At 64.7% G+C, this 12745-nt stretch carries 9 protein-coding genes and 4 pseudogenes; 6 read left to right on the forward strand and 7 right to left on the reverse strand.

Translation table 11 applies throughout. The features are described from left to right. The first annotated feature begins 88 nt into the window (after positions 1-88). A complete protein-coding gene (locus tag ACWDKQ_RS32860; RefSeq protein WP_450142659.1) occupies positions 89-601 on the forward strand; it encodes an NADPH-dependent FMN reductase in 513 nt (170 codons plus the stop codon). A 347-nt stretch (positions 602-948) separates the two neighbouring features. Here ACWDKQ_RS32860 and ACWDKQ_RS32865 read toward each other — a convergent pair. Together ACWDKQ_RS32865 and ACWDKQ_RS32870 are read right to left on the reverse strand one after the other, a co-directional pair. Continuing rightward, positions 949-2071, reverse strand: a pseudogene (locus tag ACWDKQ_RS32865) (DDE-type integrase/transposase/recombinase). Between the two features lie 157 nt (positions 2072-2228). Beyond that, positions 2229-2685, reverse strand: a pseudogene (locus ACWDKQ_RS32870) (RpiB/LacA/LacB family sugar-phosphate isomerase). A 302-nt stretch (positions 2686-2987) separates the two neighbouring features. Here ACWDKQ_RS32870 and ACWDKQ_RS32875 point away from each other — a divergent pair. The 3 genes and pseudogenes from ACWDKQ_RS32875 (at position 2988) to ACWDKQ_RS32885 (ending at position 5062) form a co-directional block, all read left to right on the forward strand. Next, positions 2988-3593 (forward strand): TetR/AcrR family transcriptional regulator, encoded by a 606-nt coding sequence (locus ACWDKQ_RS32875; RefSeq protein ID WP_450142660.1) that lies wholly within the window; start codon positions 2988-2990, stop codon positions 3591-3593. Positions 3594-3838: 245 nt separating this feature from the next. Then, positions 3839-4043: pseudogene (locus ACWDKQ_RS32880) on the forward strand (IS701 family transposase); the annotation flags it as partial. A gap of 143 nt (positions 4044-4186) precedes the next feature. Continuing rightward, positions 4187-5062, forward strand: coding sequence for an ISL3 family transposase (locus ACWDKQ_RS32885; protein ID WP_450142661.1), 876 nt, complete (start codon positions 4187-4189; stop codon positions 5060-5062). Between the two features lie 1038 nt (positions 5063-6100). On the opposite strand, the gene ACWDKQ_RS32890 is transcribed toward ACWDKQ_RS32885, so the two are convergent. From ACWDKQ_RS32890 to ACWDKQ_RS32910, 5 genes and pseudogenes are all read right to left on the reverse strand, one after another. Then, positions 6101-6229: a hypothetical protein gene (locus tag ACWDKQ_RS32890; protein WP_450142662.1), complete on the reverse strand. Its 129-nt coding sequence runs from the start codon at positions 6227-6229 to the stop codon at positions 6101-6103. Between the two features lie 596 nt (positions 6230-6825). After that, the gene (locus tag ACWDKQ_RS32895; protein WP_450142663.1) at positions 6826-7170 is read right to left on the reverse strand and encodes a dihydropteroate synthase; all 345 of its coding nucleotides are present in this window, start codon (positions 7168-7170) and stop codon (positions 6826-6828) included. Between the two features lie 112 nt (positions 7171-7282). Beyond that, positions 7283-7618 (reverse strand): annotated as a pseudogene (locus ACWDKQ_RS32900) (dihydropteroate synthase); the annotation flags it as partial. A 289-nt stretch (positions 7619-7907) separates the two neighbouring features. Then, positions 7908-8771 carry a class I SAM-dependent methyltransferase gene (locus tag ACWDKQ_RS32905; RefSeq protein WP_450142664.1) on the reverse strand — a complete coding sequence of 288 codons (864 nt, stop codon included), beginning with the start codon at positions 8769-8771 and terminating at the stop codon, positions 7908-7910. A gap of 371 nt (positions 8772-9142) precedes the next feature. Continuing rightward, positions 9143-9940, reverse strand: a complete 798-nt coding sequence (locus ACWDKQ_RS32910) for a tRNA-dependent cyclodipeptide synthase (RefSeq protein ID WP_450142665.1) — start codon at positions 9938-9940, stop codon at positions 9143-9145. Positions 9941-10626: 686 nt separating this feature from the next. Here ACWDKQ_RS32910 and ACWDKQ_RS32915 point away from each other — a divergent pair. Both ACWDKQ_RS32915 and ACWDKQ_RS32920 read left to right on the forward strand, forming a co-directional pair. Further along, positions 10627-11694 (forward strand): NAD-dependent epimerase/dehydratase family protein, encoded by a 1068-nt coding sequence (locus ACWDKQ_RS32915; protein ID WP_450142666.1) that lies wholly within the window; start codon positions 10627-10629, stop codon positions 11692-11694. 86 nt (positions 11695-11780) lie between these two features. Beyond that, positions 11781-12275, forward strand: a complete 495-nt coding sequence (locus ACWDKQ_RS32920; protein WP_450142667.1) for a hypothetical protein — start codon at positions 11781-11783, stop codon at positions 12273-12275. The last annotated feature ends 470 nt before the right edge of the window (positions 12276-12745 follow it).

Below are 12745 nucleotides of genomic sequence, written 5' to 3' on the forward strand. Positions count from 1 at the left end.
GGGCGACCACCACAGGCCGTCACCCCGGCTTCCGCCTAGTTCCTACCACAAGCCCCATCCAAGGGCTCGCACGGAAGAGGGTGCACTAGTGACCATCTCCGTAGTGGTCGGCAACCCGAAGCCTGCCTCCCGCACTCTCTCCGCAGCGGTCCGGCTCGCCGAGCTGCTGGGCGGACGCGCCCCAGGATCCGCGGTGGACCACGTCGTCGACCTGATCGAGCTGGGCCCGAAGCTGCTCGACTGGGACGACGACTCGGTGAACACGGCGAAGCGGGCGGTGGCCGGCTCGTCCCTCACCGTCGTCGCGAGCCCGACGTTCAAGGCCACCTACGCCGGACTACTCAAGCTCTTCCTGGACCAATTCGACGGCGGGACCGGGTTGCAGGGGGTGGTCGCAGTACCGCTCATGCTCGGTGCCGGACCGGCCCACGCCCTCGCTCCGGAAGTCCTGCTGCGACCAGTGCTGTCCGAACTGGGAGCCACCTGCGCTCTGCCAGGCCTCTATCTCCATGATAAGACCTGGCTCGAAGACGGGACGTTGGATGCCTACGTCGAGCGTTGGACACCCGTCGTCCGGGCGCTCACCGCAGTCGCCGCCTGACCATGCCTCACCGGCATCATGCCAGCCCCCTTCGCTCCTACGCTCGGTGGCACGACAGGACTTCGGGCCATTCGCCTCGTGGAGCCGGAGCACACAGCGTCTGTCGGCTTGGTGACCACCGCGCGGGAACCCGGATCCGTGATGGCGCGAGCGTTCGTCGAGGCAGCCGAACGACAGATGTCGCCGCAACGCTGGGATGACTCGACGCTTCGGCGTCCGGGGGTCGCCGTCAGCTGGTCACTGTGCCAGCCTGCGAGGCTGCCAGGAGTAGACCCAGGCCGGGATTCCGGAGTGTCATGTCTCGGTAGATCTGCCGCAGGTTTGTCTCGGTAGTTGTGTCACACATTTTAGGCGGCTGGGGTGAGTGCGCCCTGGTAGGTCTTGGTGTGGTCGATATGGAGGTGGCCGATCGGGTTGCCGTCGCTGGTGTAGGCGGTGGCCCGGTCGCCGTCGCGGATCACGGTGATCGGTTGGCCGACGTACTCGGGGCCGATTCGTAGCCGGATTTGCTTGCCAAGATTGACGATGCCCTGCGTGCTGACCTTGAGTTCGTGGACGGTGGCGTCGGTCTGGACCGGGAGGTTGCCGGGGCCTCCGTGTACCGGGGCGTGATCCCAGGCATGGCAGCAGTGCCTGGAGTTCAGGCAACGAGGCCGGTGCGGGTCGGCGGGTCAGCCACTTTTTGAGGGTCTGGTGGTGGCGTTCGACCTTGCCGCAGGTTTGCGGGTGGTAGGGACTGGAGTGGATCAGCCGGGTGCCCGCGGCGGTGACGGTGCGCGCGAAACGGGTCGGGCCGGCGTTGTCGTGCCGGTTGCGGCCGGTGAAGGCGGATCCGTTGTCGGACAACACGATTCCCGGTGCCCCGAAATCGGTGAAGGCGGCGGTAACAGCTTCGATGGCGGCAGCGGTTGTTTCCGAGGCAGCCGCCTGGCACGCCACTAGCATGCGGGTGCAGTCGTCGAGTACGTCGAAAACCACGACCCTGGTGCCGTCGGCAAGAGCGGTCTCGGTGGCGTCGATCTGGTAGCAATCACGAGGCCGGGCATAGACAAAACGCCGCCAGGACGTGCGGGGGCGTTTGCGCGGGCTGGGCTCCAGCAGGCCGTGGCGGTCCAGGACCCGGTTGATGGTGGCCCGAGCTGGAACCCGCCAGCCCCGTTCGGCCCAGCCCGCCACGGCCGCGATCTCGGCGAGTTCGTCGCGGATGAAATCGGCCCCGTTGTCAGGGGCCAGCGCGTGACGCAACCGCACGATCTCGGCCACGACCGGCTCGGGGGTGGCATGCGGAGTCGTTCCCGGCCGCCGGGACCGAGGCTGCCAGCGGCCCTCCACCCGGGCCCGTGCCCGGTGTCGATAGAACGTGCGCCTATCGACACCGTTGATCCGGCACCACTCCGCCACATTCGCGACCTCGGCCCCAGCAACAAACATCGCGTCCATCAGCTGCATGATCGCCCGTTTCCGTGTCATGGCCGAACACCACAACGCCAATCAGGCGGCAGATCGCGCAACAACACCCGACCCGGGTGTGTCATTTGCTGCGAGACACAAACCGTGTCACATCAACTTAGACTGAAGACCGGGATTCCGGAGCGGAGGGAAACCAGAAGCGGGTGTAGACACTCACTCAGGCTTCGGGCAATGCCGGAGCCTGGTAGGTCCGCTCGTACTCGGCAAGCATGTCGATCTGCCGCTGATGCCTGCCTCCTTCGAATTCCGTGCCGAGGAATGCGTGGACGATCTCCTCGGCCTCTTCGACGGTGTGCATCCGCGCTCGGATGCCCGCGAGTAGCGTGTTGTTGTGCCGCCCGGACAGCTTGGCGGTGTCAACATCCCAGGTCAGCGCGGCGCGGCCATCTGAGACCTTGTTCGCGGCTATCTGCTCGCCGTTACCCGAGCCACCGATGACCCTCGTCGGCCACGAACCGCCGGGCTACCTCGATGCAGAACGGCGGGTAGTCGTCCTCGGCATCGTAGACGGCGGGACCGACGTCGGTCACCTCGTACCCGAGGTCGGCCAGCTTCTTGACAAGGTGGTTCTTGAGCTCGAATCCGGCGTGATCGGAACCTAGCGAGGCCTCCATCCGCAGACGCACGGCATCCTCGGCTACCTACATCTCGGCGTTCAACTGGTCGCGCGGTTGCGGTTGTGCAGCGTCATCCGGACGCGCGCCCACCACTCGCCGATGGCGGTCTGATGCCAGGCCAGGAGGTCCCGCCGACGACCGTCCAAGATCCTGGACACACCTCAGTTCGGCCTCCAGGCCTCGAAGCCGTGGGTCAGTTGTATGCTGCCGCATCTGCCGTGGGACTCCGGTTGCGTATGATTACTGGCTACTGACAGTAGTGGATCTGACTTGAGGGCGACTGGAGTAGTGGTATACCAATGGAGCAAAGCCAGTCCAAACGGGATCTGATTCTCAAGGAAGCCTCGCGGCTGATGTACGAGCGCGGCACCGGGATTGGTGTCGATACCCTCATCGGCGAGATCGGCGTGGCTAAGATGACCCTGTACAAACATTTCCCTACTAAGGCAGACCTTATCGTTGCGTGCTTGCAGTACCTGGATGATCGATACCGAGACCGTATGAATCGACGAATCGAGGGGACGTCGTCACCCAGAGAGCAGATACTCTCCATCTTCGATTCACTCCGTGAGTGGTTCTCCACCTCCAACTTTCGCGGATGTGCCTTCGTCAATGCGACCGTCGAGTTGGCGGACACATCGGACCAAGTTCGAAACGCGGTTCTCGAACACAAGCACTCCACCCGTGCTTGGATCGCGGAGCTTGTGAAGGAGTTCGGGCTGCCGAATGCGGATTTCGTTGCGAGTCAAATTGCTCAATTGATGGAGGGGGCTATCACTACGGCCTTACTTGAGAAGGATCCTGCGGCCGCCGACATCGCACAAGTCACGGCTTCACAGGTTCTAGATGCGGCTGAGAGAGATTCCTCGAGGCTTACTCGGAAAAAAAAATCCAGCCGCAGTTAGTGATCTCGTCTGTGTCTTCGCTGCTAATGGCTGGTTTTGGCGCGATGCTGGTGGCGTCGGTGCCACAGTGACAGTCTTTGGTCACGAGGCGGCTAGTACGGCAGTGGCCATTCGGGTTGTGACCTGTAGGAATGTGTGGCTGTGTCGGCGTGGGGCAGCCGCCTGTTGATCATGTGTTTGTGAAGACAACAGGATCGCAGGCGGCTGCGGCTGTCAAGGTAGATACTCGGTTGGCTGGGCGGAAGTTGGGTGAGTTGTCGGAACGGCTGCGCTGGTGTTTTCGGCGGATCGAGCCGTTCGTGCAGGCCCATAAGTACATGCGGGGCGGTGATGAGCGAGCTGCCGAAACGCAATGGCTGGACCATTGCCGAGTATGTCGGGGACCGGACGCCGAACCGCACGCAGCGGCTGCTGAACCGGGCGGTGTGGGACGAGTGTCGCCGACGGGCGAATTCTGACCCTGTGTGGACGGGCGAAAATGGTTCTGTCCCTCATTGCGTGATCAAGCGGTTTGATTGTGGGCTGGTCGTCTGTGATCACGAGCGGAGTGCGGTGATCATGGTCTTGACGTGTTGTTTCCGCATCTGGCCACGGTGGTGATCGAGCGGGTTGAGCAAGCCGCGGATGGCTCGGTGCTGATGTGGGCGAACTCCAAGGCCCCGGAGGCCGGATGCCCAGCATGCGGCCATGCCGCCAACAGGGTGCACAGCCGCTATGACCGGCGGTTGGCCGACGCCGCGATCGGCGGCCGGGCCGTGGCGCTCAGACTGCGGGTGCGGCGTTTCTTCTGCGGCACCATCGAGTACGCGGTGCGCACGTTCGCCGAGCAGCCGGACGGGGTCGCCGTCCCGCGCGCCCGCCGTACGCCCCTGGCCCGTGGCATGCTGGAGTCGATCAGCATCGCGCTGGCCGGCCGCGCGGGCTCGCGGCTGGCTGGCGCTCTGGGGATGCCGGTTGGCAAGAACACGCTGTTACGGCTGCTCAGGGCGCTGCCTGATCCCGAAGTCGGCCAGGTCACGGTGCTGGGCATGGACGATTGGGCGATCAAACGCGGCCAGACCTACGCGACGATCTTGCTCGATATGGCCAACCACAAACCGGTCGATGTGCTGCCCGATCGCCAGGCCGACACGGTGGCCGAGTGGCTCAAGGCGCATCCCGAGATCCAGGTGATCACCCGTGATCGCTCGTCAGCCTATGCGGAGGCCGCCACCCGTAGCGCCCCGCAAGCGGTGCAATGCGCCGATCGGTGGCATTTGTTCAAGAACCTGGCGGAGGCCGTGGAAAAGACCGTGGTCGCCCACCATGCCTGCCTGCCTGCCTGCCTGCCTGCCTGCCTGCCTGCCTGCCTGCGCGAGCCGACCACCGCCGAAGACGCTCCAACCGCTGGGGTCGAGACTTCGAGCACGGCCGACGAGGCGGCCGCGGACCATGAGGCGATGGCCGAACCGCCCGCTGATGCCGCTTAATGATCTTGGCCAGAGTTGCTCGCTGAAATTGGCTCTGGCGCGGGTTTCGTGACCCTGGTGACGGGTCGTGATCGCGATTGTTGATCATATTGGGCGTGCTCCGTTGATCGAGACCTGGCAGCAACGCTGGATGGCCAGCGGCGCTGACGCTCTCGGCGGTGATTGGCGGCAGGCGCCGATCACCTGGCAGCGGGCGCGCGGCCGGGAGTCTAAATGGCTCTGGCACGAACTATCGGGAGCGCTGGTCGTCGCGATCTGCGGCGACCTTGTCCGTCCCTCGCTGGGCTGTCCGGTGGCCGGCGCGGACGGCAAGGGCTCCCTGACCCGCAACCTGGCCCGCCATCGTGACGCGCAGGGGTTCGCGCGCCTTCACAAGTTATGCGAAGCCGACCCCCACGTATCCAAAAACGCCGCAAGCCTCGCGCTGCGGCGGAGCGCAGGAACGCGCCGAGGAAGATGCCGATCAGCGCCGCCGCACCGACGAGTCCCTCCTGCATCGCAGTCAACCCGAACACCGGGGCGATCTGCACGAGCGCGAGACCAATGATGCTCAGCACATAACCGTCCAGAAATGGCCCCCCAGACGAGTAAACGGCTAACTTCTTGTGAAAGCTGTTCAGTGGCGCGTCATCGAGACTGTAACCAGACACAGCGTCGCCCCTTTGCGTCGGTGGAGTGTCGCCGTGAAGGGTTCACCCAAGCCGCTGACCGACGCATCGTCGTGATGGCGCGACGAAACGACGAATTTTCCACACCTTGTCGTAACACCCCGGTGTGTGAGCGGCCGCCCGCAGGCCACCCGGCCCAAGGTCCTTCGTCGAACATCGACTCCAAGCCCAACGCGCAGCCACTTGCATCGCAGCTAAGTACACCCAGCCCAGTGCCCTCGGTGGGGCCATCGCTGTCGCCCCACTCGCCCTGACCGTGACCAGGGGCCTAACCCCGGGCGAATTCCCAACACAGGAAGAGGCCCGCTTACGTCCCGCCCACCCCAACCTGGACGGGACCCCGACTGCCTGATCAAGCCTGAGCTCCTGATCAAGTCAAACGACTGACCGATCGCGAGCCCAGAATCGTCGCGTGCCTCAGCGACTGCAGCAGGTAGTCGACGAGCTCGCCGAAGAACTGCTCCGTGATGATCGACGACGCCCACTGCAGATTGATCATCCCGAGCCCGCACTACGGCGACGGCGCCGATCACGCAGTCCCCGAGCTCGAGCGTCGCAGCGCGTCGAACCCGGAAATCTAACGAGCCGCGCGAATTCATACAAACAGCACAATCACAAACTGCGCGCAGCCCTACCTGATGGCACGGCAGGTGGTCAAGTCACGGTCAAACGATCACCATGGCGGGACAGGTCGCCGCTTCAAATCCTGCGCGGCCACCCCGCGAGACCACATACGCAACACAGCCCCAGGCGGTGATGACCGCCGTAGGGGCTGTGACCTGCGTAATAACTGGTGCGCGATAATGGGATTGAACCAGTGACCTCTACCGTGTCAAGGTAGTGGCGAGTCGTTCACGACGAGCGCCTTCGCGTTCCGCCGCAGGTCAGCGGCCCTCCTTCCTCCGCGTTGCGACGGGTTCCGACGCGTTGCGGGAAGACCCCTTGCTCTCTTGCTTGAGTCGTCCTCGAATTGCCTGGGACAGTGATCCTGACTCGCGTCGATGCCATATCCGCAAGATCAGATTCAGGTCGTGTAGCGCGAACGGGTGGGCGATGTCGAAGGCCTCGGACCTCGTGGGCTTCGGCTTGACGTGGTTATCCCCGGCCCCAGACCGCTTCAAGCATCGTGATCGAGTCTCGCGTTTGTGGGACGTCGTGTACTCGGATGATGTCGACGCCGGCCGACCACGCGGGGGCGATCAGGGCTTGCGACGCGGGTAGCCGGTCTGCGACGTGGCGGCCGGTGACTGCGCCGAGGAACGACTTTCGGCTGACGCCGAGGAGGACCGGGATGCCTTGTGCGCACAGCTCGGGTAAGTGGCGCAGTAGGCGCAGGTTGTCCTCGACGCCTTTGCCGAAGCCGATTCCCGGGTCGATCCACAGATTGGTCACGCTGGCCGAGATCGCCGTGTCGGCGACGTCCAGCAGGTGCGTACTCACTTCGGTGACGACGTCGTCGTACTCCGGCTACGCGCCGGCTCGGACCGGAACCGCCGTCGAGTGCATGCCGCACGTAGCCGACGCCGAGGCGGGCGGCCACCCGGTGCAGGGTGCCGGAGACGTCGTTGACGATCGAAGCGCCCCGCTGCACCGCCGCTTCCGCGACTTCGGCGTGCCGGGTGTCGATCGATACCCGGCCCCGTTTCGCCAGCGCGGAGATGATCGGGCCCACGCGGTCCAGCTCCTCGCAGGCCGCGCACGGTGTGGGCTGGCACTCGGGCAGTCTTGTCACGGCCTGTTCGAGCTCGTCGACGAATGAGCTGAGCAGGTCGAGCTGGCTGCGCAGCGCACGGTTCCGGGCGGCCTGCGCGCCGGCCTGACGGCGTTGGCCGGCCAGGTTTTCGTAGTCGTGGGCGGTGAGCACCACCAGCTTGGTGCCTTCCACCACTACATTCCCACTCGCGATGATCTAGCAGACGCCACCAACGCCGTTCGGGGCTACCTCCCTTCCTGGGAGATGACGACCTTCTACGGTGGTCTTGGAGCGCTGGCCGCATTCGCGGTGATCGAGTGGCCGTCGACGCTACACTGTTCAAAGTGATCTACGGATGAGGCATGTTCTCCGGAGCTCTACCCTCTCGCTCCCGTGATTTCTGAGTTTGTGCAATTCAGAGGCTGATGTGGGAGACGCCAGCCGTCGCGACAGACGTGGTGAGAGTAGGCGCGGCAGGCGATGCTCAGCGGCTCGCGTGCAGTATGCGGCTCGCGCGCAGTGCACGGGGTGGTTCGCCCTCAATTCCTGCGGATCCGTGGAGGTAGCCGGCGATGAGGTCCGGGGCGGAGTGGTCTTCGATGCCGGTGAACCCGAGGGCGTGCAGCTGTGCGGCGATGTCGTCGGGTGTGAAGTAGCTGAACAAGGGTTCGCCGGCGCCAGCCAGCCGATCGGCACGTGCCCGCTGGTGCGCACGGTCCTCGTCGGTGGCCGCAGGCTGCAGGTAGTCGAAGACCACCTCGACGGGCTGGGCTTGACCAGCGATGTATTCGAGGGTGGCGTGGGCGGCGTTCGGGGTCAGATAGAAGACGACTCCGAGCCACACGAATACGGCCGGGTCCGTCCGTTTGAATCCGGCGGTTGCCAATCCAGCTGCCAGCGTCTGGGTTTCGAAATCGACTGGCACGAGGGTCAACGTCGCAGGGCGGTCGATCCCGGTCGTAGCAAGGCGTTCGCGTTTCCACGCTTGGGTGGCGGGGTGGTCGACCTCGAACACGCGCAAGTCCGGGCGCGGATTGCGATAGGCGAAGGTGTCCAGACCTGCGCCGAGGATCACGACCTGCCGCACACCAGCGGCGATGGCTGCGGCCACGGCGTCCTCGGCGAAGCGGGCACGGGCGGCGAAGAACAGGCGGCGGGGCCGATCGCTTGCCTCGGCACCGAGGTGATCGGTTGTGGGCGTGGCCAATTTGGTCAGTTCCTCTGCGGTGACGCCGAGCAGACGTGCCGCCAGGGGGTCCGTGAAGATCTGTGGTCGGTCAGCGATCTGGTGATAGGCGCGGGCGTACGCGGTGGCGAGCGCTGTCCGGCTGGGTCCGCCGTTCTCCATATTCAAGAACCTACTCACGAACGCGGCGCGGACCCTATGAACTCACTCACGCCTACTCCAAAAAGGAGCACCCCAACACGGTCCGCAACACTGACTACGGCTGGCCCTCTGTCGGGGCGGTTGCCACGAGTCGACAGGCGCGGGCTCGAACCCTGATCGGGGCTGGGTTGATGTGTTGAGCCGGGTCATGAGTTCGCGGTTGGGCTCGATCGTCCCGCTGCCGGTCGGCGGGACGATCGAGATTCCAGGAGGACCAGCTGGCTTGGTCGCCGTGCAGACCAGCCGAAACCGCGCCTACCACAGGCGCTAGGACTTCCAGTATCCTTGCTCGCCGGACCGACGAGGTTCGCAATCGGCCGTGTCGGCGCGGTTCACAGCGCACCTCCGGTACGTGGTCGCGGCAGGGACCCGGCTGCGGCACCGGCACCGGCACCGGCACCGGCACCGGAGTCAACCATTTCCGAAGAAGCGGACTCGACCACGACCCAGCCTTGCCGAGGCACTGCTTTCACCGCGAACGCGCCACGGTACAGGTCACGTTCGAAGGGTTCGATGCGGTGGTAGCAGAACACAGTCTCGGGCATGCCAAGTATGGCGGGAGCGTTTACGAAAAGCGGGATCTCGGCTAGCAAGTACCGTGCCGCCATGTTTAGCTCTTCCTCCGTGAGACTGCCGTCGGTTCTCCGCCTGCTCCTCGCGACTGACTCAGACTCGGCCAGACAGGCTTTCCTGAAGTCTTCATCCGACCCGAAGACCTCCGCAACCTCGTCCCGCGTGCGCAGGTACTCCTCGTTCTCGTTGAGCCAGGCGAAGTCGATGATCATCTGCTCGGGGGACTCGACGCCGAGCATGGCAAGCGACCCGGTTATCTTCCCGCGCAGCCTTCGTGCCTCGCGTCGCGTCTTCCGCTCTGCTTCCACCGCCGGATAGCCGCGGGCCTGCATCGTGAAAGCGGTGGTCGTGTCAGGGAGGAACACATGCAGCGACTCGAACTCGGTCACCGCCCACCGCAGGAGCTCGTCCAGTCGTGCTTGTTTGAAGTAGCTGTTGAAAAGAGCTGTGCCAACAAGGGCGTGTCGACGCCGCTGGAAAATCTGGGCGCTCTCCTCGGTCGCAGGTTCATGCCGCATCGTAGGCTGGCGATCTGCGTTCAGGATTCCAGTCATCATGGGTGTAATCACGCTGTGTCCGCCTTTTGTTTGGAAAATGTTTCCAGCACCTTTAGACGATTACGACGAATCTTGACGCAAATCCGGACGCTCACGATTCTCCGCTGCAAGCGTTTCCGAATATGCGCCCGCGAGCCGCACACCCGACGCGAGATCCCATTCCCGCAGTAAAATCTGTTCGTCTTCGATAATTGCCATACTTGGTCCTACCTAGAGATCAAACAAGTCCTCTGCACGAATGGACACTGTCCTTTGTCTCAGAAAGGAACTTGGCCATGCCGCAGAGCCCCGACGTTTTAGCCTTTTTGGGCGATAACTCCGGTTTAGTCCGGTTTGGTCTTGGTCGCCCTGGTGAAGGGGCAGGCGCGGCTCTCTGGTGATCTTCCAGGTACGCTTGTGTGATCGCCTTCAGGCAGCCGGTCTGCTCGTACGTCGAAGCCCCGCCATCAACCGCCGTGAGATCGTCCTGCACCTCTCCCTCAGTCCTGGCACGCCCGGAAGCCGGCATGCACGGCCATCCTGCTTCAGCAGGCGGCGACTGGGCACTCGGCGTGGCTGTGAACGGAAGAGCTCAGCGGTTATCCGAGAATTTCGTCGGGTAGCCAGAGTTGCCGACACTTCCGCTTCTCACTAGGGGAAGCCGTGAATGCGGCGGGAGCAGCACCGGGTTAAGGAGGGGACCAACGATGAAGGCGCCCGAGAGCCCCCAGCGCGTTGTCGTCGTTGGGGCGACCGGAAATATCGGAACCAGCGTGGTCGACGCACTCGACACGGACCCCGCGGTCGGCACCATCATCGCGCTGTCACGGCGAGAGCCACCCGTCACCAGCGCGAAGGTGCGCTGGGAACGCACAGACGTCACCGAAGACGACCTGGTGGCGCGCTTCGCCTCGGCCGACGTGGTGATCCACCTCGCCTGGTTGTTCCAGCCGACCCACGACCCGATCACGACTTGGCGAAACAATGTGCTCGGCGGCATCCGGGTCATCGACGCCGTCGCCGCTGCCGGTGTCCCGAGCCTGGTGCACGCATCCTCGATCGCAGCCTACAGCCCGGGACCGGACGCGCAGCCGATCGACGAGTCGTGGCCGACCCACGGGTGGCCTGCCGCGGCATACAGCGGGGAGAAGGCGTACCTGGAGCGGTACCTCGATGCCTTCGAGCGTGAGCACCAGGACATCCGGGTCGTCCGGATGCGGACCGCGTTCTGCTTCAAGCCGGAATCTGCCTCCCAGCAACGACGGCTCTTCATCGGGCCCATGCTGATCAACCGGCTCGTCAGGCCGGACCTGCTGCCGGCCCTGCCGACTCCGGGAGGCATGCGCTTCCAAGCGGTGCACAGCAGCGATGCCGGCGAGGCTTACAGGCTTGCCGCACTTTCCACCAGCGCCGGAGCTTTCAACATCGCCGCGGATCCGCTGATCGACACCAGTGTGCTGGGCGAGCTTTTCGGCAAGCCGACGGTGGGCGTTGCGCCCCGCGTCGCCAAGAGTGTCCTTTCCGCCGCTTGGCACCTGCACCTCGTCCCCGCGTCGCCGGGTCTGTTCGACGCCTTCCTGCGGCTTCCCGTCATGGACGTGGCGCGAGCACGGGACGAACTCGGCTGGACCCCACGGCACAGCTCCACGGATGCCGTCGAAGGCTTCCTCCACGGCTTGCGGGAAGCCGCAGGCGGCAAGACTCCGCCGCTCACCCCGCGCGTCCCGGGCGGCCGCCTGCATGAGCTCGCCACGGGCGTCGGTCAGCGACCCTGACCACGTCGACCGCGTGCGGTTGACATCCGTTCCAGCGGGTAGGGGTGGTGTTCGGACCTGTAGGACAGATCTTATGAGGTGGCCCGGTGTTACATTCCCAGCACTCGAAGACCCGAGACCTGATTCGCGCCGGGGCGCGCGGGCTCGTCGGTGCCATGGCGATGACTGGCATCCGGACCCTCACCGGGAACGTCGGACTCGTCGAGGAAACGCCTCCGGAAGCGATCGTCGGCAAGCACGCGCCGGAGCCTGTCCAGCGCCTGCCCGTGGAGCACCGCACGGCGTTCACCGAGGCCGCGCACTGGTCCTACGGCGCGCTCGCCGGGCTCGGGTACAACGTCCTGCCGCGCAAGATCCGGTCGCTCCCCTGGTTCGGTCCGGCCTACGGCCTGATCATCTGGCTGGTATTCGAGGTTGTCGTCGCGCCGCTGCTGGCTGTACGCCCGACCCGTCGGCGGCTGCTCGGTCGACTCGTCATCGCGCTCGACCACGCCGTCTACGGCATCGTGGTGGCCGGTCGGCTCGCGCCCGACCCCGATGCGGTTCAGCGGCCGGCCGCCGGGCGGCGCCGGTCGTCATAAACGCAGTGCGGATGCACGAAAGCAACGGGCCGGGATTGACCCGGCGTGACCGGGGGCCGCGCTGCGTCGACCGGGCCAATTCGCCTTATCCGGGAAATCTTGCATCGTAGGGGTTCGGCCGCAGTGGATGCATGCCTCTCCGGCAGAACCGCATCGGTGATCGACGGGTCGTCGGGCAAACCCTTCCGATTGATCCACACACGCGGAATGCCGAGAGCGTGCGCCGGGTCCATGTCATGGAAGTAGCCCTCCGCGACGTGCACTCAGCTCTCCCTCGCGACTCCGAACGACTTCTCGAACTGGGTGAAAACAGCCTTGACCGGCCCCGCCCCTTCATGGATGACCAGACAAGATCAGGATGAAAAAACCCGGGTCGATGTGCGGAATGGAATGCCGCGTGATTGTTGAGACGCGCATGCTGGTTGACGCAGTTACCATTTAGACACTGTTGCGTCAAGCCAAACCAGCGT

The sequence above is a fragment of the Saccharopolyspora sp. NPDC000995 genome (assembly GCF_053599315.1).